This is a genomic window from Mobiluncus curtisii subsp. curtisii ATCC 35241 (genome assembly GCF_000146285.1).
GTDB classification, from domain to species: Bacteria; Actinomycetota; Actinomycetes; order Actinomycetales; family Actinomycetaceae; genus Mobiluncus; species Mobiluncus curtisii.
The window spans coordinates 730,107-751,888 of the sequence record NZ_GL385912.1; the positions used below are offsets into that span (position 1 = coordinate 730,107).

At 57.5% G+C, this 21,782-nt stretch carries 17 protein-coding genes, 1 tRNA gene and 2 pseudogenes; 9 read left to right on the forward strand and 11 right to left on the reverse strand.

Annotated features, from left to right (window positions below):
• Positions 1-236 precede the first annotated feature (236 nt).
• From HMPREF0574_RS09405 to lepA, 6 genes and pseudogenes are all read right to left on the reverse strand, one after another.
• Positions 237-431: pseudogene (locus tag HMPREF0574_RS09405) on the reverse strand (Txe/YoeB family addiction module toxin); the annotation flags it as partial.
• Between the two features lie 67 nt (positions 432-498).
• Positions 499-756 (reverse strand): type II toxin-antitoxin system RelB/DinJ family antitoxin, encoded by a 258-nt coding sequence (locus tag HMPREF0574_RS03315; protein WP_004007272.1) that lies wholly within the window; start codon positions 754-756, stop codon positions 499-501.
• Positions 757-1,131: 375 nt separating this feature from the next.
• A complete protein-coding gene (locus tag HMPREF0574_RS03320) occupies positions 1,132-2,571 on the reverse strand; it encodes an ATP-binding protein (protein WP_036324865.1) in 1,440 nt (479 codons plus the stop codon).
• 125 nt (positions 2,572-2,696) lie between these two features.
• Complete coding sequence (hemW, locus tag HMPREF0574_RS03325; protein WP_004007274.1) at positions 2,697-4,124, reverse strand: radical SAM family heme chaperone HemW; 1,428 nt, start codon at positions 4,122-4,124, stop codon at positions 2,697-2,699.
• Entirely contained in the window at positions 4,124-5,071 is a 948-nt protein-coding gene (gene trmB, locus HMPREF0574_RS03330; protein ID WP_004007275.1) for a tRNA (guanosine(46)-N7)-methyltransferase TrmB, read from the reverse strand. Before trmB ends, hemW begins: the two co-directional genes overlap by 1 nt.
• Entirely contained in the window at positions 5,071-6,921 is a 1,851-nt protein-coding gene (gene lepA / locus HMPREF0574_RS03335; protein ID WP_036324867.1) for a translation elongation factor 4, read from the reverse strand. The genes trmB and lepA overlap by 1 nt, the downstream gene beginning before the upstream one ends.
• 239 nt (positions 6,922-7,160) lie before the next feature.
• Here lepA and rpsT point away from each other — a divergent pair, with 239 nt between their 5' ends.
• Positions 7,161-7,424 (forward strand): 30S ribosomal protein S20, encoded by a 264-nt coding sequence (gene rpsT / locus HMPREF0574_RS03340; protein ID WP_036325044.1) that lies wholly within the window; start codon positions 7,161-7,163, stop codon positions 7,422-7,424.
• A gap of 368 nt (positions 7,425-7,792) precedes the next feature.
• On the opposite strand, the gene HMPREF0574_RS03350 is transcribed toward rpsT, so the two are convergent.
• Positions 7,793-8,269 (reverse strand): hypothetical protein, encoded by a 477-nt coding sequence (locus tag HMPREF0574_RS03350; protein ID WP_036324870.1) that lies wholly within the window; start codon positions 8,267-8,269, stop codon positions 7,793-7,795.
• A gap of 217 nt (positions 8,270-8,486) precedes the next feature.
• Here HMPREF0574_RS03350 and HMPREF0574_RS03355 point away from each other — a divergent pair, with 217 nt between their 5' ends.
• The 4 genes from HMPREF0574_RS03355 (at position 8,487) to HMPREF0574_RS03370 (ending at position 14,129) form a co-directional block, all read left to right on the forward strand.
• Complete coding sequence (locus tag HMPREF0574_RS03355; RefSeq protein ID WP_004007280.1) at positions 8,487-11,408, forward strand: leucine--tRNA ligase; 2,922 nt, start codon at positions 8,487-8,489, stop codon at positions 11,406-11,408.
• 89 nt (positions 11,409-11,497) lie between these two features.
• Positions 11,498-12,436, forward strand: coding sequence for a metal ABC transporter substrate-binding protein (locus HMPREF0574_RS03360; protein WP_004007281.1), 939 nt, complete (start codon positions 11,498-11,500; stop codon positions 12,434-12,436).
• Positions 12,433-13,239, forward strand: coding sequence for a metal ABC transporter ATP-binding protein (locus HMPREF0574_RS03365; RefSeq protein WP_004007282.1), 807 nt, complete (start codon positions 12,433-12,435; stop codon positions 13,237-13,239). Before HMPREF0574_RS03360 ends, HMPREF0574_RS03365 begins: the two co-directional genes overlap by 4 nt.
• Entirely contained in the window at positions 13,236-14,129 is an 894-nt protein-coding gene (locus HMPREF0574_RS03370) for a metal ABC transporter permease (RefSeq protein WP_004007283.1), read from the forward strand. The genes HMPREF0574_RS03365 and HMPREF0574_RS03370 overlap by 4 nt, the downstream gene beginning before the upstream one ends.
• A gap of 9 nt (positions 14,130-14,138) precedes the next feature.
• Here the strand turns inward: HMPREF0574_RS03370 and HMPREF0574_RS03375 are convergent, their stop codons facing one another.
• Complete coding sequence (locus HMPREF0574_RS03375; protein ID WP_004007284.1) at positions 14,139-15,614, reverse strand: hypothetical protein; 1,476 nt, start codon at positions 15,612-15,614, stop codon at positions 14,139-14,141.
• Between the two features lie 96 nt (positions 15,615-15,710).
• Between HMPREF0574_RS03375 and HMPREF0574_RS03380 the strand changes: the two genes are divergently transcribed.
• Together HMPREF0574_RS03380 and HMPREF0574_RS09810 are read left to right on the forward strand one after the other, a co-directional pair.
• Positions 15,711-16,802, forward strand: a complete 1,092-nt coding sequence (locus HMPREF0574_RS03380) for a ComEA family DNA-binding protein (protein ID WP_004007285.1) — start codon at positions 15,711-15,713, stop codon at positions 16,800-16,802.
• Between the two features lie 867 nt (positions 16,803-17,669).
• Positions 17,670-18,386 (forward strand): annotated as a pseudogene (locus HMPREF0574_RS09810) (ComEC/Rec2 family competence protein); the annotation flags it as partial.
• Between the two features lie 43 nt (positions 18,387-18,429).
• Here HMPREF0574_RS09810 and holA read toward each other — a convergent pair.
• Positions 18,430-19,518: a DNA polymerase III subunit delta gene (holA, locus tag HMPREF0574_RS09815; protein WP_004007287.1), complete on the reverse strand. Its 1,089-nt coding sequence runs from the start codon at positions 19,516-19,518 to the stop codon at positions 18,430-18,432.
• Positions 19,519-19,604: 86 nt separating this feature from the next.
• Here holA and HMPREF0574_RS03395 point away from each other — a divergent pair, with 86 nt between their 5' ends.
• Entirely contained in the window at positions 19,605-20,105 is a 501-nt protein-coding gene (locus HMPREF0574_RS03395) for an HIT family protein (protein WP_004007288.1), read from the forward strand.
• Between the two features lie 177 nt (positions 20,106-20,282).
• Positions 20,283-20,358, forward strand: a tRNA-Lys gene (locus HMPREF0574_RS03400).
• Positions 20,359-20,657: 299 nt separating this feature from the next.
• Here HMPREF0574_RS03400 and nusG read toward each other — a convergent pair.
• Positions 20,658-21,473, reverse strand: a complete 816-nt coding sequence (gene nusG / locus HMPREF0574_RS03405) for a transcription termination/antitermination protein NusG (RefSeq protein ID WP_004007289.1) — start codon at positions 21,471-21,473, stop codon at positions 20,658-20,660.
• Between the two features lie 45 nt (positions 21,474-21,518).
• On the reverse strand, positions 21,519-21,779 hold the full coding sequence (gene secE, locus HMPREF0574_RS03410) for a preprotein translocase subunit SecE (RefSeq protein WP_004007290.1): 261 nt from the start codon (positions 21,777-21,779) through the stop codon (positions 21,519-21,521).
• Between the last annotated feature and the right edge of the window lie 3 nt (positions 21,780-21,782).

Sequence of the window (21,782 nt, forward strand, 5' to 3'; positions counted from 1 at the left end):
CACATCCCAGCGATTTTCCATAATTGCAGGTCAGCACCTCAAAGCGCAGGTCATACGACTGCCAATGCGCAAATCTTTTCCTCGCTTTACTAAATCTTGACCACCATGTCCGAACAAATCCTGTCCGTTGCCCCACGCCCCACCAGGCGGGGCTTCGTTTCGCAGGACCACAAGAGGGACGACCACAACCCCATCCGCCCGGGTGTGCGCGACATTTCCGGTCCCACTCGACAGCGCTAATCCTGGTAGTGTCCTCGGCACTGCAGAATCTCTAAAGTATCTCCTCTAAGACGATAGACCAGCCGGTTTTTCTCATCTATACGCCGACTAAAACACCCTGACAGCTCTCCTTTGAGCGGCTCGGATTTTCCCAATCCAGAAATTGGATCCCGCTGGGTATCCTTCACCAACTTATTAATTCGGCGTAATGTCTTGCTGTCTTGGGTTTACCAATACAGGTAGTCCTCCCAAGCCCCTTCAAACCAAACGAGACGCACCTCACGCCTCGATCAGGTTGCGTTCCACGCCTTCACCGGCATCCAGCGCAGACTTTGCATCGCGCAGATTGCGCAGGTTCGACTCACTATAAAACGGGTCGGGACGTGAGACCTCGAACGGGATGCGGTTTTCCCCGGTCGCTTTCTTTGCGAAAATTGTAAATGCGGTGGTCATGTTCATTCCCAAGTCGCGGCAAAGTTCTTCCATCGCCGCTTTCAACTCCGTGTCCATCCGAATCGTCACATTTGCTGTAGCCATTGCACTCACCTCGCACACTATTATACAACTAACGCACCACTAATTCACTCATGAATCTGTGCCAAGTCTCAGCACCACGCGGGGCTTAGTTTCGCAGGGCCGCAAGGGGAACAACCATCACCCCATCCGCCCGGGTGTGCGCGACCTGGCTATACAGAGTTTTTCGCTAGTTTTATCCAGGGTTTTTCGCCGAACGCGGTAAGGACAAGTGGGCAACTGCACTACCCCAGACGCCATAAGACCAGGTAAACCGACCTCTGGCTCCCCTTGCACCGGGTACTTAACCCGAACTTCCCACTCAACATAACACTTGGGGAAGTTAAGTGGGAAGTAAGTGGGAAGTTTCACAGCGCGCTTTTGCCCCATGCGCTCCGCTCAACGCACCGAGAGGGTTCGATAGCGCTGTTTAGGGCTGCGCGCCGGTTCCATCGGTTCCACCAACCCTTCCTCAATCAGCTGATTGACTGCCCGCTGTACAGCAGTGCGACTTAGCCCCGTAGCCTGAACAATCTCGGTGGTGCTGCCAGTCGTGCGCGAACTCAAAATAGCGAGCACATGGTCCTTTGCACTCGCATAGGTCTCGGTCTTGGCAACATGACGCCGCTCAAAAATAATAGTGAAGCTGGTCAGACTCTCGCGAACTTTTGCTGGAGGCATCAGCGCATCAGCTAGGGACTGCTCGATGACGGCGAAACCCGTGCCGCGGTTCTCGGCTACCAATCCCCCATCGGGAGTTCTCACATTTTCCAAAAAAGTCGCCAACCACTGATTTCGAGTCGAACTCAGTCCATCTTTACCCAAGGAATCCACCGTAACACCCCCGAACAGACCACCCGGACTTGTGATTTCCAACCTGTCTACAAACATATTGACCTGCACCTGCGTCCCCCTCGCGGTCGGAGAGTAGTCCCGGTGCAACAAAGCGTTGACAATAGCTTCGCGCACCGCAACCAGGGGATAATCGGGCAGCTCCTTACGAAAAACGTCATTGATGAGCGCACCCGTGCGCATATTGGCACGCACTTTTCCGATAACCGCCTCCACTAATTCCGGAATAGAGCCCGTGAGATTAGCGCTTTCCAGCAAGCGTAAACCCTTGGTGACATCGCCTTTGGAAGTGCCCGGATACAGTCCAAAAGTCACATTGAGACGCGGGAAAAATTCCTGCGGATACTCCCCCATAGCCAGCAGCGCAGCCAACGACGGGTGACCGTCCTTGGCAACGTGCAGACGCGCATAGGCGGTTTCCGCACCTTGTGCAAAAGTCTTGGGACGCAAAGACTTTTGCCCCGTCAAGAAATCCCGTAACGCCACCGAGTCGAGGTCCTCGATGCCCGCAAGCTCCACATATTCGGTGTCCCACAGCGGTTGATGCTGTTCCTCTAACAGCCGGTCAACTTCATAGTTACGCATCATTTGGTCGGCATCACCGACCCGCAAATAACTGCCCCGATACACGCCTTTCTCAGTCACGTATGCGGGACGTTCACTAGCCAGCACCGGCTCGATGGTGGCGACCAACAACTGGATATTTTCAAAAGGGACGATGTCGACCTGCGGGCGCAGGCACGGGGTAATCTGCGAGCACCGATCGATTAGCGCGTTGCGGGCAGCCAGAGCATCGAATTTGTCTACGGGGGTAAAACCGTCCGCTTCGGAAAGTCCGAAAATCAGCAGCCCTCCACTCGCATTGGCGAAGGCGCTGAGGGTCTCTAAAACCGACTTGCCCACCCCGGTCTTGACTTCGACATTTTGTTGATCTGCTCCGATTAAACGCAACTGCGTGATGATTCTGGCGAGTTCTTCCGCGTCCATTTTTGCCCCTTTACGCCCGACACTTAACCCGAACTTCCCACTTAACATAACACTTGGGGAAGTTAAGTGGGAAGTAAGTGGGAAGTTCGACCGCAACAGTCGCGACGGTCACAGCTTGAACCTCTCTATGACACCCCTGCCAAGCGCTGAATTACCGTGTCAGCCAGCAGCCGTCCGCGCCGGGTCAGCACCGCCCGGCCCGTGTTGCTGGTCAGAGAGTCAGTTGCCGAACCATCCTGATGCAAAAGCCCGTCCTGGTGCGAAAGTCCGTCCACCTGCGAACACAGTCCGACCGATAGCGAACCGTCCTTTTGCGCCAACTCACGGTCCCCCGACGTGGCATCTTCGGGCAGCAATGCGCCGTCCAGCAAGCCCTCCTGAGCTAACTCGTGCGCCTCAGAAAGTAACGCTGCCTGGTCAACCCCGAATTCGCCGGCATATTCACCCAAATCCAGACCCTGCCGCAGACGCAAATTCAGCAGGAGTCTCTCCAGACGGGCGCTTTCCCCCGTGACGATTTCCCGACCGTCAACAGGTCGGTACCCCGCCTGCAGGGACTGCATCCACTTTGCGGGGTGGCGCAAGTTCCAAAAGCGCGTACTACCCAGGTGTGAGTGGGCGCCGGGACCGAAACCATACCAATCTTGGTCACGCCAATATGCCAGGTTGTGACGGCATTCGTGGCCCGGGCGCGCCCAGTTGGAAATCTCGTACCATTGCAAGCCTGCCGCGCTGAGCGTCTCATCAGCCAGCTCGTATTTATCTGCCTGGTCGTCGGGGTCCACCGGAGGGATGTCACCCTGCGCGAGGGCACGCCCCAGCGCGGTCCCCGGCTCGATAACTAAGGCGTAACAGGAAACGTGGTCCGCCCCAAGCTCCAGCGCCGCATCCAGCGAGGCCCGCCAATCCGCCAAGCTCTCTCCCGGCGTGCCATAAATGAGGTCCACGCTGACCTCCAAGCCCCGTGAATGTGCCGCCTGCACGCCTGCCACCAGGTGCTTTTGTTGATGCGTCCGATTCAAAGTCGCCAAGACAGCAGGAACCGCCGACTGCATCCCAAAAGACACCCGCGTAAAACCGCCTGCCGCCAGGGCTTCTAAATACTGCGGCGTCACCGTGTCGGGGTTTGCCTCGGTCGTTATCTCCGCGCCCGGCACCAGCCCGAAAGTTTCGCTCAGGCCGCGCAAGACTCGTACCAAATCAGTTGCCGGCAAGACTGTCGGGGTTCCCCCGCCGAAAAACACACTGGTCAGGGCGCGACTGTCTTGGCGACCGCCGCCCTTGTGACTGCCGTCCTGGCGACCAGCGCTGGCACCAGCGCCACCAGCACCGCCCTCGTGACCGCCACCCTTGTGCCCCCCGTCCGGGCACACCGCGACCGACACGGAACAATCCGGTGCGTACAAACCGATTTCACGGAGCAACGCCGCCGCGTAGCCCCCCACTCCGGGACCCAACGACAGATTCGAGTAAGTATTGAAATCGCAGTAGCCGCAACGCCGCAAGCAATAGGGCACATGCACGTAAGCGGAGAGCGTGCGCGGCGAACCCATCAGGCTTCGTCCGCCCCATACCACGGCTCACGCGGGACGAACCCGGACTCGACGGGCTTCTCCGTCTCGCTAACCCGTCCCAAACGTGCCGTCACTTGGAACGAAGCTGTCTGTTCACGTTCTGCCGCCGAACCGCGCGCCAGGCGCACCACGCACAAATCGTGCACACCGCGACCTTCACGAGCCGCCCGGCGTTCAAACGCCGTCACCACCCGACCGTCGAAACGTGGCGCAAACCCGCCGCGCTGACCTTGTGGATCGCTGACATCGGGACGCTGTCCACCATGCGGATTGGACAACCCGAGGGTGGACTCAACCACGTCACGCTGCTGCCAGGCGTAATCGTCCCAGTCAGTCGCCAGACGCCACCGTCCCCCATCCTCCAGCAGGTCAGCCACGATTGCCGCAAACTCCGGCGCCACCAGACGCCGCTTGTGATGGCGAGTCTTTGGCCACGGGTCGGCGAAAAATGTCCACATTTCGTGTACCGTCGCCTCACCGAGCAAAATAGGCAGGGCTTGCAGGGCGTCGACATCCACAACTTTCAGGTTGGGCAAGCCGTCATAGTTACGCACCGCCGAGGACACGATTTTTGCCACTCCCGGCAGCCACACTTCAAATCCCAAGTAATTGTTTTCCGGGTGCAGCGCGGCTGCGTGGGTGATTTGTTCGCCGTTACCGCAGCCGACCTCGACAATGAGAGGAGCCTCGCGACCAAATACGACGCGAGGATCCAAGCGTTCCCCTTCGGCTACCATCGTCGGTCCTGCCCCACGTTTCACATCCAGCAGGTAGGCGTCTTTGTACTTTTCAAAGGTCTTTTCCAGAGTTTGGCCCATGCGGTCCCCGCGCCGAGCAAAAGTTCTGACCCGCGGGAAAGGACGTTGACGGTCAGGCATTTCATCGTCACTGCCGGACGGGACGTCGGCTCGAAGCGTTTTGCCCATTATTTTTGCGTCTCCTCGTTGGATAGCGCGGCGATGAAGGCTTCTTGGGGAACCTCGACTCGCCCGATGGCTTTCATACGTTTCTTGCCGGCCTTTTGTTTTTCCAGCAGTTTGCGTTTCCGGCTGATGTCACCGCCATAGCACTTGGCAAGCATATCTTTACGCAGCGCCCGAATGTTTTCCCGAGCGATAATGCGGGTGCCGATAGCTGCCTGAATAGGCACCTCGAATTGTTGGCGCGGAATGAGTTTACGCAGTTTCGTCGCCATCGCCGTCCCATAACTGTAGGCATTGTCCTTGTGAACAATGGCAGAAAATGCGTCGACCTGTTCCCCGTTCAGCAAAATGTCCACCCGCACCAGGTCGGCAGGAGCCATCCCATCCAGGTGGTAGTCCAGCGAGGCGTAGCCTTTGGTACGGGACTTTAGCTGATCAAAGAAGTCGTAAACAATCTCGCCCAACGGTAGGGTGTAGTGCAGTTCCACCCGGTCCGAACTCAAGTACTCCATGTTCTTCATAGTGCCGCGTCGATCTTGGCACAGTTCCATGACCGGACCGACAAAGTCCGAGGGGGTCAGAATCGTCGCGGTTACTACTGGCTCGAGGACTTCCTTGACTTTGCCTTCGGGGAACTCAGAAGGGTTCATGACGTGAGTTTTACTGCCGTCCTCCGACACCACCACGTATTCCACATTCGGGGCGGTAGAAATCAGCACCAGGTCAAACTCGCGCTCCAGACGCTCGCGGATAATTTCGAGATGCAGCAAGCCCAAGAAACCGCAACGGAAACCTGACCCCAGGGCGGCTGATGATTCCGGTTCGAAAGTCAACGACGCATCGTTCAGCTTCAGCTTGTCCAGTGCGTCACGCAACACCGGGAAATCGGTCCCGTCAATCGGATACAGTCCCGAAAACACCATCGGCATCGGGTCGCGGTAGCCCGGCAAGGGCTCGTCGGCGCCCTTTTCCGCAGCAGTAACGGTATCGCCCACGCGAGATTGGCGCACGTCCTTTACCCCGGTAATGAGGTAACCGACTTCACCTGCCCCGATTCCTTTCGTAGGAATCGGTTCCGGGCTGATGACCCCGAGTTCCAGCAGCTCGTGGGTGGTGCCGGTGGACATCATGTTGATTTTTTGACGGGCTGTGAGTGAGCCGTCCATAACACGCACATAGGTCACGACCCCGCGATACGTGTCATAGACCGAATCAAAAATGAGTGCGCGGGTCGGGGCGTCGGGCTGTCCAGCGGGCGGCGGGACCTGGGAGACGATTTCGTCCAGCAGCGCCTGCACGCCTTCTCCGGTCTTGCCCGAGACTCGCAAGCAGTCCTCGGGCTGGCACCCGATGAGGTTCGCCAGTTCTTCGGCGTGCTTTTCCGGCATCGCGCCGGGCAGGTCGATTTTGTTGAGCACCGGGATAATGGTCAAGTCCCCTTCCAAGGCTAGGTAGAGGTTCGCCAGGGTTTGCGCCTCGATGCCTTGGGAGGCGTCCACCAGCAGCACCGCTCCTTCACAAGCCGCCAGGGAACGCGAGACTTCATAGGTAAAGTCCACGTGACCAGGGGTGTCAATCATATTTAGGGCATAGGCTTTGTCGCCCACCTGCCAGGGCATCCGCACGGCTTGGGATTTAATGGTGATACCGCGTTCGCGTTCAATGTCCATCCGATCCAAGTATTGGGCACGCATCTCGCGTTCCGAGACGACCCCAGTCAGTTGCAACATCCGATCCGCCAACGTCGACTTCCCGTGGTCGATGTGGGCAATAATCGAAAAGTTACGAATCAGGGACGGGTCGGTGGCGGCGGGCGCAATCGACTGTAACAGGGCATCACCAGGAATGGGCATGGATTTCCTTATCTTTCTCGCTAGACATTCCATTTTGTCATTTTTCCCCCGTTTGCCCAATCTATTTCCGGGGGACAATCATCACCGCTGCTAATTCCGCGCCGAGTGAGACAAACTGACGGACCAGAGGACCGCGCCCTCCCCTCCTGCTAATTTGCGAATGTGGCATAAATTGACGTAGGATATTACCTTGTGTGTCGCCAAAACCGGCGAAAATCAATACTTTTGAGGGAAGAAAATTGGCAAATATTAAGTCTCAGATAAAGCGGATTCGCACCAACGAAAAGGCGCGCCTGCGTAACCTGTCCGTGCGCTCCGAGCTAAAGACCCTGGTGCGCAAGACCCGCGAGGCTATTGAAGCTGGGGATAAAGCCGCAGCCGAAGCCAACTTGAAGGTGGCTACCCGTCACCTCGACGTGGCAGCTTCCAAGGGTGTCATCCACAAGAACCAGGCGGCTCAGCGTAAATCTAAGCTCGCCACCCGCGTTGCCGCCATGCAGTAACCGGTTTCTCTAAGCTATTTGAAAACGTCCACCTCGGTGGGCGTTTTCCTTTTGCCCACTGACCCTTTAACCCCAATGCACTTGCACGAACAACCGATTTCACTTTGCTCCGTGCCGATTCTGCGCAACTGAAATCGCTATAACCTGTAAGTTTAGTAAACCAGGTGTCAGCAAGGACGCGTATTCTGGGTTGAAATCGGTCGCTCGTGCAACCACTCCAAAAACCAAGCACCCAGCTGCACTGAAATTCAGAAAATTAATAAAAGCACGCTGACGGAAACCAGCCCCGCGCCAAAACCGGCATCCAATTCCCCAGGCAGGGGTCATTGATGTTCAGGAGCGGGCAACTGCAACGTAAAGGCTGCCGCTCAGCCTTGTTCATGGCAAACTACGTACACGGAAGAAGTGTTGCACTGTTTACGCGCTTTGGACACGAATCGCTCTTCGTTGGTAAATCCACCGCCAAGGGAAACCTTCTTGCCGATTTCCAAAACAGTTCCATCCGGCAGAGTTACAGATTTGTCTGAGATCTGGCTTCCTTTGGGCAATAAAGGCATTATCGCGGGAACCTCGTCATCCCCTGCGAGAACCAAACATCCTTGCTCATCAACCTGCAGTGTTCCAGTTACCAAAGCTTCCATACACATATCACTAGACATGTCATTCACGATGGTAAAGAAGTCCACAGTTGCGCTGGGAGACGGGCTTGCCGGCTGCGTTGTCGGGCTGGCCGTCGAGGCGTCATTTGCGGGCTGTGTGCCGGACCCACCGCAAGCCGACACACCAAATGCGAGAGCTGTCGCTGCAACTATCCCCGACGCACTATTGCGAATGAACGTGTTCATGATATCTCTCCTGGAGTCCGAATAACTGTTGAGAAAAAACCTAGCTTGCCGGCAATTTTATCAACGTGGATATTTGGTGTAAATGAATCAAATCCGCCGATTACAGCATCGCATGGTCGCCTCGACACCGATTTAATACCCTCTGGGTCACTACTTTTTCGCCCGTAGGTCCCCTGGTCTAAACTGGATACGTTGATTGTCGGAAAGAAGAGGAATAATGGCTGAAAACACCCCGGATACCCCAGACACCCCGCAGTACCGCTACACGGCTCAGATGGCAGGGAATTTGGAAGCAAAATGGCAACGGATTTGGGACGAGACAGGCGCTTTTAACGCTGATAACCCCAGCGGTCCCCTGGCTGGTGACCTGGCAAAACGCGAAAAATACTTCATTCTCGACATGTTCCCCTACCCTTCCGGCAAAGGTCTGCACGTGGGACACCCGCTGGGCTATATCGCCACCGACGTGGTCGCCCGCTACCAACGCGCCCAGGGCAAGAACGTGCTCTACACCATGGGTTACGACGCATTTGGTCTGCCCGCCGAACAGTACGCCCTGCAAACCGGCCAGCACCCGGCCATCACCACGCACGACAATATCGCCAACATGAGCAAACAGCTGGCACGCATTGGCTTGTCCCACGACCGGCGGCGTTCTTTCGCCACGACCGACCCGAACTATTTCAAGTGGACCCAGTGGATTTTCCTGCAAATTTTCAACTCTTGGTTTGACCCCGAAGCTCCGCGCCGCGACGGCTCCGGGAAGGGCGCGGCCCGGCCGATTACCACCCTTGTGAAGCAGTATGAGGACGGCACACGCCCCACCCCGGATGGACGGGCTTGGACCGAACTTTCCGCGGTGGAACAGGCAGAACTCATTGATGCCGAGCGTTTGGCTTACGTGGCATACGCGCCGGTGAACTGGGCACCGGGCTTGGGCACGGTGCTGGCTGATGAAGAAGTCACCGCCGAGGGACGTTCCGAACGTGGCAACTTCCCCGTGTTTAAGACGAAACTGCGCCAGTGGATGATGCGCATCACCCGCTATGCAGACCGTCTGGATGCCGACCTGACCACGATTGACTGGCCCGATAAGGTCCGCACCATGCAGCACAACTGGATTGGCAAGTCTTTCGGCGCCACCGTAAACTTCCAGGTCGAAGCCGGTCAAGGGCCGCAGCCGCAGACTTTGCAGGTCTTCACGACCCGGCCCGACACCCTGTTCGGCGCGACTTTCATGGTCATTTCCCCGGAACATCCGCTGGTGGGGACCGAGGACTGCGCGGACACGGAACTGCAGGTACCGGACGCTTGGCCGGAGGGGACCCGACCGGAGTGGACCGGCGGATACGCTACCCCGCGTGAAGCGGTGGCGGCATATCGGGCACAAGCCAGTGCCAAGAGCGACAGCGAACGGACTGCGGAAACCGACTTCACCGAAAAGACCGGCGTGTTTACCGGCATTTTCGGGACGAATCCGGTCAATAGTTCCCTGGTGCCGATTTTCGTGGCGGATTACGTGTTGATGGGGTACGGCACTGGCGCGATTATGGCTGTGCCCGCTCATGACGAGCGCGATCATGCCTTTGCTCAGAAGTTCAACCTGGACATTATCCAAACTATTTCCGGCCCGGAAGGTCTCGATGTGCAAGAGGAACCTTGGACCGGCGACGGCGTTATCGAGAACTCTGCCAACAGCGAAATCAGCCTGAACGGGCTGGGCAAGGCTGAGGCTATCGCGAAAATCAGCGACTGGCTGGCGAAAACCGAGCGGGGCGAAAAGACCGTGACCTACCGTCTGCGTGACTGGCTGTTTTCCCGGCAACGCTACTGGGGCGAGCCTTTCCCCGTAGTTTACGGCGCTGACGGTCGGGTTCACGCCCTGCCGGAAGAGATGCTGCCCCTGGAGCTGCCCGAAGTGTCGGACTTCCGGCCCCGGACTTTTGACCCTGATGACGCCCACTCCACCCCGGAGTCCCCGCTGGGGCGCGCTACGGACTGGATGACCGTCGAACTGGACCTGGGCGAAGGCAAGCAGACCTACACTCGTGACCAAAACACCATGCCGAACTGGGCGGGCTCGTGCTGGTACGAGCTGCGCTACACCGACCCGGACAACCCCACGGCTTTTGCCAGCACCGACAACGAAGCCTACTGGATGGGTCCGCGCCCCGCAGCGGGCAACCTCAGCGGCGGTACGGATTTGTACGTGGGCGGCGTGGAGCACGCGGTGCTGCACCTGCTGTACGCGCGTTTTTGGCACAAGGTCCTCTATGACTTGGGATATGTGTCCAGTTCAGAGCCGTTCCATCGCCTGTTTAACCAGGGCATGATTGAGGCTTACGCCTATACGGATTCGCGCGGGCAATACGTCCCGGCCGACGAAGTGGAGGGCAGCGAAGAGGACGGCTTTACCTGGCAGGGTCAGCCGGTCAACCGCGAGTTCGGCAAGATGGGCAAGTCGCTAAAGAACATAGTCACCCCTGATCAGATGTGCGCGGATTACGGCGCGGACACGTTCCGGGTTTACGAAATGTCGATGGGACCGCTGGATATGTCCCGCCCGTGGGACACTCGCGCGGTGGTCGGTTCCCAGCGTTTCCTGCAGCGACTGTGGCGCAATATCGTCGATGAAAACACCGGCACGCTCACCGTTACCGATGACGCCCCGGATTTGGCGACCGCGAAAGTGCTGGCTCGCACCATTCACGATGTCACCGTGGAGTATGACAATCTGCGCGTGAACACGGCTATCGCCAAGATGATTGTGCTGAATAATCACCTCACCGGTCTGCCGCAGGTGCCGCGTAAAGCCGCAGAAGCACTGGTCGTGATGGTCGCCCCCATCGCTCCGCACATTGCGGAGGAACTGTGGGAACGTTTGGGTCACCAGGGCGGAATTGCCCGTGCTACGTTCCCGGTCGTGACCGATGAGTCGCTGTTGGCTGCCGAGGAGGTCACTTGCGTGGTGCAGGTGGCGGGCAAGGTGCGCGCGAAAGTCTCGGTAGACCCCGAGATTTCCGAGGCGGATTTGCAGGCAAAAGTCCTGGCGGAACCGGCGGTGGTGAAGTTGCTGGACGGGCGCGAACCGAAACGGATTATCGTGCGTGCTCCGAAGCTCGTATCCTTGGTTTTTTAGGATTTGTCAGTACAAAAAAATCGCTAAATTACGGGATTTCAACGGTTTCGGGCTTGCAAAGTTAGGTATGCCTAACTTAGGCTATACCCATGAAGAGAATTAAAAACAAGCAAATTAAAGAAACCTTGACCGTAGCTGCGCTTTTGTGCCTGGGAGCCTCTCTCAGCGGGTGCGGCGGGACCCCCAGCTCCAGCTCGGATTCAGCCGCACCAGGAAAACCCCTGGTTCTCACCACATTTACCGTGTTGCAGGACATGGCTCAAAACGTTGCCGGAGACCATCTGGAAGTCCGCTCTATCACCAAACCTGGGGCGGAAATCCACGATTACCAACCCACGCCCTCGGACTTGAAGTCGGCGCAGAAAGCGAAACTGATTTTAAATAACGGGCTGGATTTGGAACGCTGGTTCACGAAGTTTACCGCCGATCTGGATGCCAAAAAGGTCAATGTTTCGCAGGGCGTAGAGCCCATTCCGATTACCGAAGGCGACTACAAGGGTAAGCCCAATCCCCACGCTTGGATGAGCCCGAAAAACGGCGCCCTCTACGTGAAGAATATGGCAAAAGCCTTCTGCGATTTAGATGCAAAGAACTGCTCCGAGTACCAGGAAAATGCCAAACAGTATGGCGCCAAGATTGAAAAAGTCGGCGAGGACATCACTTCCACACTTTCCCAGCTCGACCCGTCACAACGTACTTTGGTCAGCTGTGAGGGAGCATTCTCGTATCTGACTCGCGACTATAACCTCAACGAGAAATTCTTGTGGGGCGTAAATGCCGAAGGAGCCCTCACTCCCTCTCGCGTAGCGGAAGTGGAAGACTACGTGAAACAAAACCACGTTCCCGCAGTTTTCTGCGAGTCCACCGTGGGAGACAAAATGCGACCCGTTGTGGAAGCCACAGGGGCGAAATTTGGTGGGGAATTGTATGTTGATTCCTTGTCAGACGCAGATGGAGACGTTCCGACCTATCTGGACCTGTTGCGCTACGACGCAGATTTGATTACCCGAGGATTGACTCAGAAATGAGCGATGCTCTCGACAACCGCATAGAGCCAGGCGGGGCTGAAGCTGAGTCCAGCTCAAATTCAGCCCCGCCTATATTAGAAGTCTCAGATTTGCATGTTCGTTACGGAGCTAATGTGGCACTGGAGGGTGCCAGTTTAACCGTGTCGCGCGGTCAAATTTGTGGTCTGGTAGGGATGAACGGATCGGGAAAATCAACGCTGTTCAAATCCATCACCAACAGTGTTTCGTATCAAAAGGGCAGCATTAAAGTTGCCGGAATTGACGCGAACCAAGCCCGGAAACAACGGCTGATTGGTTATGTTGCCCAAAACGAGGAAATCGATTGGGACTTCCCGGTTAACGTAAACCAAGTCGTCATGATGGGGCGGTATGGATTTATGGGACCGACCCGTCGTCCCAAATCTGCAGACGTGGCAGCGGTGCAAGCCGCGTTAGAAATGGTTGAATTGCAAGATTTGCAACAGCGCCAAATTGGGGCGTTGAGCGGCGGTCAAAAGAAAAGGGTATTTATCGCCCGCGCGATTGCCCAAGGTGCCCCGCTCCTGCTCCTCGATGAACCGTTTGCCGGAGTAGACAAATATTCCGAAACCAATATCGTCGATTTGCTGCGCAAAATCTCGGCAAAAGGCACCACGGTGGTGGTTTCAACCCACGATTTGGCTTCTTTGGAAAAGCTCTGCGATGAAGTGGTTTTGCTGTATCGCCGCGTAGTTTATCAAGGTGATCCCGCTGGCGCCTTAGACCCGCAGAACCTCGCGAAAGCGTTTGGATTAAATCCCGCCGCGTCAGGAGGTGGACAGTGAATTTTTATGAAGCTTTCATCGAAATGTGGACGCAACAGTTTATGCTCCGCGGCATCATCGTCACCGGAGTCGCGGCGGCAGTTTGTGCCGTGTTGTCCTGCTGGCTGGTCTTAATTGGCTGGTCACTGTTAGGTGACGCCCTGTCCCACGCAATTCTTCCCGGAATCGTCGTGTCCTACCTTTTGGGAACGCCCTTCGCAATAGGCGCCCTCGTGGCAGCTTTGCTGGTGGTGGGATTGATTGGCGCAGTGCGGGGGCGCGGACGAGTCAAAGAAGACACCGCTATTGGGGTGGTATTCACGACAATGTTTGCCTCCGGTCTGGTCTTAATCAGCCTGTTCCCCAGTCACATTGATTTGCACCACATTTTGTTTGGCGACATGCTCGGCATTACCAGAGCCGATATGTGGCAGGTCTTGATATTGAGTCCGCTCGCTCTGGTGCTGTTGTTATACAAAAAACGGGATTTGGTGCTGTATGCCTTCGACAAGACTCACGCCCACGCTATCGGCATCTCTACAAGCTGGTTGGCGACTCTGTTGCTGGTAGCTCTGTCTTTGACAGTCGTGGTGGCGATGCAGGCAGTGGGCGCAATCCTCATCGTGGCACTGGTGATTACCCCTGGCGCAACCGCCCGGCTGCTCACAAACCGGTTCAACGCTATGTTATGGATAGCTCCCTTGCTTTCCGTATCCTGTGTCGTGCTGGGAGCTTATATTTCTTACTGGTTCGATACCGCGTCAGGAGCCACAGTCGTGCTGCTTGAAGGCGTATTGTTCCTGATCGTTTGGCTGGTGGATTTGCTTCGTCAACAGCGTCTGCAGCGCTATCATGGCGCGCAGTCTGCCGCCCCCGGTCCTGACCCGGAACCTCAACAGGTTGCTTCTTGAGGCACCCCTCTAGGGCAGGCCGAGGTAGCGCAACACTGCCTTGGCACTGCCCTTGTTGAGGTCACCCAGCTGCGCCAACTGACCCAGCCCTGACCCCAGGACAAACGTATCCCCGGTGGTGGCAGCTCCTTTCAATGGTGGCGCGATGCCTTCCCAAAGGAATTTCCCGTCGACCACCCCGTAACTCAGCAGTCCCCCGTTGCCCTCGGTAAACACGGCTTTTGTCGCGTCGGAGGTCAGCGGAGTCCCCGGAGCTTTCAGATTGATGGTGACGCCGTCCCCGGTGGTCCAAGTTTTGGCAGCGCAGCCGGGCCAGGACGCACAGGTTTCCCCGCGGTCCGCCAAAAAATACGTCCGATTGGGCATGAGGACAGGGATTTTCCCAGATTTTAGAGCTGCCATAGCACTGTCAGTGTCTAGCCGAAGTCCGGCGCGCAGTTGGGTGTGCAAGGCTTGTGCCGCCAGCGCGGGGCACTTGCCCTCCCCCACTATCGCACCGTCAGAACCGTAGACCTGCCAATCAATCTGCCCGTCGCCCTGCGGATATGCGGACGCGAAAAATCCGGCTTCCAGCATTGACATCTGTGCGGCAGTACCAAGTTTAGAGGTGTCCAGGGAACCGATTTTCGTATTGATAATCTGAGAATAGCTCCAAGTATTTTGCCGGTTAGACCCGTCTTGGTTCGAAGTCGTCACCCCCAGCAGGGTCACTGACCCCCGAGTTTGCACCGATAGGGGCTGGGCAGCCTGCGCATTCGGCACCATGAGCGGGAATTTTCCTTTCCAGGCAAAGTCTGGCGTGATGTAAACCGCTTGTGCCCCTGCCGAATTTCCCTCTCCAACCGCGATAGGAACCACCAGGAACTGGTCAAAAATTGCCCCCAACACGTGCTCGCCGGTCGCTAAATTCCAAATGTCATTAGGTAAATCCCCCACCGCAACATTGCCGCTAGGGTCAATCCGCACCACCTTTTTGGCTTTATCAGATTCACAGGTAATCGAGCTCTGCCACAGTTGTTTCAGGCAATAGTCCAGGGGCAGGTCATCGTAAGTTTTCGACCATTTGGCGGTGCCGGTGGTTTCGTCTATCAGCGCAATAGCCTGGGTTTGGGCTTTCCCATCAGTGCCCTTGACCAGCACCAGCTGTTCATTTTCTGCCAGTTTAGCCGTCACACCGGTAGCGGCATCCTGGGCAGCCAGAGAGTCTTGCGCATCCTGATAGCCCCACACTTGTGCCGTGCGCGGATCTTTCATTTTCGCGGGCATCGCCAGGGTCCAGGCTTCTTTCAGCGGCGCCACCGTGGTGATTTTTTTCACTTCCGCTTTGTTGCGAATCCGGGCGGTATCACCAAACCACTGCATCGTAGCGGTCACCAACACCACCACTGCCAGGACCAAAATAGCTGCGCCAATAATTCGTTCGACCAGGCGAGGCTGGCGCACCGCGGCCGCAGAATTACTTAAATCCGGTTTCTGTTTTCTCACTGCTTTAGTTTATCCCAGCGATAGCAACGAAAAACTACCTTTCGAGATGTTTTCCACAAGGGAAGGCAATTCCGGGTTTTCCACAGGTAAATCTTTTTGGAGTTTTCGCGCCGGCTGGTCGCGATTAGTTTCACAAGGGAGGGTCGCACAGTTCCCGGTGTGACGGAGGAGGCAGCCAGGATGCTAAATAAGTTTGGGCAAACAGACCGTGACCGACTCACGGCCGGGGTGTTTGAGCGAGCCAGAGCCGCGGGGGTGGGTTATCTGGACGACGCCGCGCCGGATTACCCCTCCGCGCGCCGCTCCACACCATCATCCGAATACAGCACGGAGGGGATGCCATCGGCTCGTGGCGCTCTGACGGGGCGTGCCGAAGACCTGGTGCACGGTTTTGAGAATAGCCTCCAGGTCAGACCCGTAGCACAGCGTGAACAGCGGTTACGCCTGGCTCCCAGCCCGCGGGTGGCGACCTTAATTGCAGTATTTATGCTGGTATGCGGGCTTTTAGTGGTGGGTTGGCAAGTCTTGGCCGCTCCCCCCGCGGCTCCGCCTGCCGGGGTGCTGTCCGGGGACGCCACGGGAAAACCGGATTCCAAAACAGGCAGTTCCGCCGGACCGGGGGCGGCGCTGGCAGCTGTGGAGAGAAAATCTGGAACAGCAGGGGTCCGAAAGGACGGTGGTGCTTCCTCACCGGGCGCTGCCCCGCATCTATATCTTCCTGGCGCAAACGGCGCCGAAGTGGTGGTTCACGTGGCAGGAGCGGTGAGCCGCCCGGGCGTGGTTCATCTGGCAGACCCGTCACGGGTAGCGGACGCTCTGGAAGTGGCGGGGGGAGCCTTGCCCGAAGGGGATTTGAGTACTCTGAATCTGGCTCGTCCCCTCACGGATGGGGAAATGATTTATGTGCCTCGACCTGGAGAGACTCCTCCGCCGAGCGTGGGTGGAAATGCGAACAGTGCCCCGGACGGAGGCACAAAATCAGCGGGAGGCGCAGGCGACAAGGTGAACTTGAACACCGCCGACCTGGGAACTCTGCAGACTCTGTCCGGTATCGGTCCCGCCCTGGCGCAACGTATTTTGGATTACCGCGAGTCTAACGGGCGTTTTGCTTCGGTGGATCAGCTCGACGAGGTTAGCGGTATCGGTCCGGCATTGATGTCGCGTCTGCGCGATCACGTGTGCGTGTGAGGATTCGCGATGACTGCGCCGAGTGAAACATCGCTGATTATCCGACGGTTGCGCACCGATCAGGACTACCGGGCTGCCCCGTTGGATTTACGGTTGGCGATTCCGGCAGTGAGCCTGTGGGGGGCGCTCTTAGTGGCAGGAAGTCGTGGAGAGTGCGTCGCCCTCGCGGTGAGCCTCGGATTTGCTCTGGTTGCGGTCATTTCAGCGGTTGCGTTGGGGCGGTTCAATCGTTCACAAGGGCGGGGAGGCAGTCGTCCCGACCACGCATCTGTCCGCGTGGGGACACGCGGCACCAACACCCCCACCCGCCGGCGTCATCGCCTGTTTCCGCGCGGCTCCGGGCTGGCTACACTGCTGATTACTGCCCTGGTGATTGCCATCGTTTTTGGCACCCTAACGCTGCGTTTAGAGCTGATCTCGCGTGATTACCTGGCGGTAATTGGTGCGCATCCAACCGCCCGCTTTGACATAAAAGCCCAGGTTATTTCCACTCCGAAACCGAGCTGGGGAGACAGCTACCGCGTTGACTTGAGAGCGACCCGTCTGACTTGGCACGGCTTTACTTACCCCACCCGCGCCCGGTTGCAGGTCAAAGGTGCCGGCTGGGACGAAGTCCCGCTCGGCTCATGGGTACGTCTGCGTACCGGTCTGGCTGGTCGGGACCTATCCACTCAATACTTGGGCTATGCGAAGTCTCCGACCACCCCCGAAGTTATCGGACCTCCCACCGGACGGTTTGTGTTTGTCAATGCGGTGCGCCAGCGTCTGCGCCAGGCTACGTCTGGTCTCTCAGAATCAACGGCGGGAATGATTATGGCGATGAGCTTGGGGCTAACTGTCGCCCAAGATCCCCTAGATCAGGAGTCTATGCAGGTGGCAGGATTATCGCACCTGACCGCTGTTTCTGGAATGCACCTCAGTGTCCTGTTGGCCCTGGCGCTGGGATTGACTGCCCGGAAACCTCGTGGCGTGCAAGTCGTGGCGGCGGCAGGGATTATGGGAACTTTCCTGACCATGTTGGAAGGCTCTGCCTCCGTCACTCGCGCGGCGGTCATGGGGGTGTTAACGCTGGTGGGGTTGGGGATAGCCCGCCCCTCCCGCGCGGTGTCCTCCCTGTCCGCGGCGATTATAGGAATGCTGCTGGTACAGCCGTTCCAAGCAACTTCCTGGGGTTTTGCCCTGTCCGTAGTGGCGACGGGCGCTATCGTGACCGGCGGACCTTACTTGTCTGCCTGGTGCGCTCGGTTTTTGCCGCGCCTGCTGGCGCTGCCACTGGCTGTTTCCCTGAGCGCGCAGCTGGCTTGTGCGCCGCTGATGTTGGTGATGCGCGGGAAACTGCAAGTTTATTCCCTACCCGCGAATCTCTTAACCGGAGCGGTGTCCTCCCTGGTGACCGTGGGCGGTTTGGGGCTGGTTGCCCTAGCGGCACTGGCGGGACTCCCGACCGGTCCGTGCGCTATTTGCGCCCTGCCGGTACGGTTATTGGAACAGGGGGCGGCGCATTTCACCGGGTGGGCTGCCGCATGGATTTCGGGCGTGGCGCGATTCTTTGCCAGTCGCCCCGGAGCGGAAGTTGATTGGTTAGAAAACCCGGTGGCAGGAGTGGGTGGACTGTTGATAGTGGCACTCAGTTTCGCGTGGGTGGCATCCCAACTGGCTCACGCACGCCGCTGGCGTATCGGCACACTGCCAAAACCATGGCTTCCAGGGCATATTCCGGATCCCGCGACGCCCCTTTCACAGCTTCGTCCGCGCGGGCTACTGCCAGGATGGCTAGCCCCAGCCGCTCGTCATCCCAGCGCGGTGCGACCGCACGGATTCCCTGAGCAATCCGTCCAAACAGGGGTTTAGGCGGGTCCACCAGGTCCATCGCCGCGATCGCGGGGGGCAGCGAGGGGGAAAGGGACGTCAGTATCTGGCGGATTTTCGTAGCCATCGCGGAGACAATCAATACCGGCGCCACCCCGGTCGCTAAAGCGTGACGTAACAGGCGCAGCGCTTCGCCAACATTGCCGGTCACCGCCGCATCAGCGACGTTAAACCCGGTCGCCTCCACCCGCCCTTGCAAATACTGATCGACTTCAGCCAGACTCAGCGGCTGAGACGGATCTCCCACCGTTTGCAGCAGCTGGGTGGTCACGGCGAGCAATTCCTCGAACTCGTCCCCCAGCGCCGCCACCAGAGCCGCTACCGCGTCCGGGTGGAGAGGACGCCCCAGCCGTCCCGCTTCAGCCTGGAGGAACTGTGCTTTTTCTTCCGGCCAGCGCAGTTCGTCACAGGCATACACCTTTGCGGCACCCTTTTTGCACAAGTCCAGGACCTTTTTCCCGTGATTTCCCCCCGCGTGCCACAGCACCAGCGAAGCGTCCGCCGTGGGCTTTGCCAAGTAAGTTTCTAAATCCTGGAGCAGCTCCGGGTTCGCTTGTTCCAGTCCGGGAATGATAATCAGCGGCATTCCTCCAAAGAGAGAAGGAGAAGTCAGTTGGCTCAGACGGGATGATTCATAAGTCCGGGGGTTGACCTCGGTGATTTCCGGGGGTTCCATCGCCCCGGCTCTCTCTGCCGCGTCCAGGGCCGCCGCACGCAAGCTGGCTATGGCACGCTGCGCGAAAACCCGTTGTTTTCCCAGCAGCAATACCACCGGAGCCAAAGCTGCACGCGACCAGGGTTCAAAAGCCGACTTGGAGCCTCTCGGAGCGTTTTTCTTTGTTGCCACGCTTTAACTCTACATGCCCCCTCGGAGACAAAATTCCCCTACTATAAAAGCGGGACGACGCCGGGAAGTCTCTCCGGTCCCACCCGATGCGCCCGTTCCGCGGAAAAACTGCCCGACCGGACTTTTGCAAGCGAAAGGAAAACTTGATGGCCAGCGTATTTACAAAAATTATCAACGGTGAAATCCCCGGCAATTTTGTCTGGCAAGATGAACAATGTGTCGTGTTCGCCACCATTGAACCGCGCAGTGACGGTCACATGCTGGTGGTGCCGCGGGAGGAAGTCGACAACTACCTAGATGCCGACCCGGATTTGATCGCGCATCTGTCCCAAGTTGCGCAAATTATCGGGCAAGCCGGACGCGATGCGTTTAACGTGTCACGAGCCTTGATAGTCGTCGCCGGTTTTGATGTCCCCCACCTGCATATTCATGTGATTCCGACCGATTCTATGCAAGTACTCAATCCCGATGCCAAAGCGGCGGGAGTGGCGGATGGCATCAAAGCCAGCTGTGAAAAACTGCGCAGCGCCCTGGTGGAAATGGGTTATAGCGCCAATGTTCCCGCATCTTTGGAGTCCCTGGGATAACCGTGTCGCGCCGAGCGGCGCGTTAGTTCCGTCGCGCAGATTCCTAAAATCGCCGCAAATAAGCAGGTAAAAGCCAGTTCGCCAGATTTGCCTCCACGAATCTTAAGAATTGTGGCTCGTTCAATTTGTGAATCTTCCCTCGGAGCGTTAACATTGTTAACCGCGCCTGAAGCGCATGCACCACTAGCTCAATTGGCAGAGCAACTGACTCTTAATCAGTGGGTTCAGGGTTCGAGTCCCTGGTGGTGTACCACTCAGAACATCGCGATTTCAACAATTTCTCTCGCTAGTTTCCGATATTTTACCCCGCTCAATCGCGCGCAGATTAAAGATTAAGCGCGACCTCTCCCTCGTGCCCCCTCGCGGATTCCCGGCGCAATCAGCCAGCCTTCCCCGCCAGCTTTGAGAGTTCAGTTCCGCACCTCCGGCTGGACTAAAAGCCAAGTTTAACTGCGGCAGCTGATGAGATGCCCCAGCCCGGCTTACGAACAAGCCTAAAAACCCCGGTGGGCGCGGGATGGAAATCCCGCGCCCACCGCCAAGCCTCAAGAATCAGTCGATTTTGGTGACCTGGTTGAAGTTCAACTCCACCGGAGTCTCGCGCTCGAAAATAGTGACCAGCACGGTCAGCTTCTGAGTTTCGGCGTTGACCTCGGCAATCGTCGCGGAGAGCGTCTCGAACGGACCGGAGGTAATAGTAACCGACTGACCCACCTCGAAATCCGCCGCCACCGGGGCAGTCCGCTGCGTCGCTTGTGAAATCTCGACCTGACCGTCTTCCACCGCCACTTTCGCGGCTTCCTTGGCGGTCGGAGCCAGCATATTGACCACTTCCGTAAGCGTCAACGGCAGCGGATCTTGCTGGTTACCGACGAAACCGGTCACAGCCGGGGTGTCCTTAACCAAACGCCAGGAGTTCTCATCCATGTCCATACGCACCAGAACGTATCCGGGGATGCGCGGACGCTGCACCACCTTGCGACTCTTGGGCTTAACCTCGACGTGTTCCTCCATCGGAATCTCGACCTGGTAGACGTAATCTTCCATGCCGGGATTATTTGCCACGCGCTGTTCGATGTTCTGTTTCACACGCTTCTCATAGGAAGAGTACGTGTGTACCACGTACCACCGGCCTGGCAGGGCGCGCAGCTCGACTTCGAGGGCCTGTTTCGGGTCGAGTTCTTCCGTCTCGGTGTCCGCAGTATCCGCGGCGTCCTCGATGATTTCACCAGTTTCCGGGTCCACATTGGCGGGAACTTCCTCCAAAGCGTCCTCGGCGGGCTGAGTGTCCTCAACCGGCTGGCTAGGTTCCGGCTGGGCTTCCTCAGCCACAGCGGCGTTTTCTTGCAATTCATTTTCGTCTGACATTCTGTATTCCTCGTGGGGTAACGATGTTGAAAAGACCAAACTGGTCTAGCTAAAGATGACGTCGGTGAGGGCTCCGAAACCCAGATCCATCAACCCGACCGCGGTCATGATAATGGCCACAAATACAATCACGACCAAGAAGTAGCGCCACAGTTCTTCGCTGGTGGGATAGACGACCTTTTTCATCTCATCCACGACTTGGCGGAAAAACTGCACGATACGTGCAAAAAAGCCAAGATCTTGCTCAGCGCTAGGGGTCGGCTCGGCTTTTTTCGCCGGCTGAATGGCACCCTCGGTTTCTGCCATTAT

Bases quoted from the DNA above. Each gene is read 5' to 3' on its own strand.
- secE (WP_004007290.1), bottom strand. From the start codon at position 21,779: ATGGCAGAAACCGAGGGTGCCATTCAGCCGGCGAAAAAAGCCGAGCCG.
- hemW (WP_004007274.1), bottom strand. From the start codon at position 4,124: ATGGGTTCGCCGCGCACGCTCTCCGCTTACGTGCATGTGCCCTATTGC.
- nusG (WP_004007289.1), bottom strand. From the start codon at position 21,473: ATGTCAGACGAAAATGAATTGCAAGAAAACGCCGCTGTGGCTGAGGAA.
- lepA (WP_036324867.1), bottom strand. From the start codon at position 6,921: ATGCCCATTCCTGGTGATGCCCTGTTACAGTCGATTGCGCCCGCCGCC.
- HMPREF0574_RS03395 (WP_004007288.1), top strand. From the start codon at position 19,605: ATGCGCCCGTTCCGCGGAAAAACTGCCCGACCGGACTTTTGCAAGCGA.
- HMPREF0574_RS03355 (WP_004007280.1), top strand. From the start codon at position 8,487: ATGGCTGAAAACACCCCGGATACCCCAGACACCCCGCAGTACCGCTAC.
- HMPREF0574_RS03320 (WP_036324865.1), bottom strand. From the start codon at position 2,571: ATGGACGCGGAAGAACTCGCCAGAATCATCACGCAGTTGCGTTTAATC.
- HMPREF0574_RS03360 (WP_004007281.1), top strand. From the start codon at position 11,498: ATGAAGAGAATTAAAAACAAGCAAATTAAAGAAACCTTGACCGTAGCT.
- HMPREF0574_RS03365 (WP_004007282.1), top strand. From the start codon at position 12,433: ATGAGCGATGCTCTCGACAACCGCATAGAGCCAGGCGGGGCTGAAGCT.
- HMPREF0574_RS03315 (WP_004007272.1), bottom strand. From the start codon at position 756: ATGGCTACAGCAAATGTGACGATTCGGATGGACACGGAGTTGAAAGCG.
- HMPREF0574_RS03350 (WP_036324870.1), bottom strand. From the start codon at position 8,269: ATGAACACGTTCATTCGCAATAGTGCGTCGGGGATAGTTGCAGCGACA.
- trmB (WP_004007275.1), bottom strand. From the start codon at position 5,071: ATGGGCAAAACGCTTCGAGCCGACGTCCCGTCCGGCAGTGACGATGAA.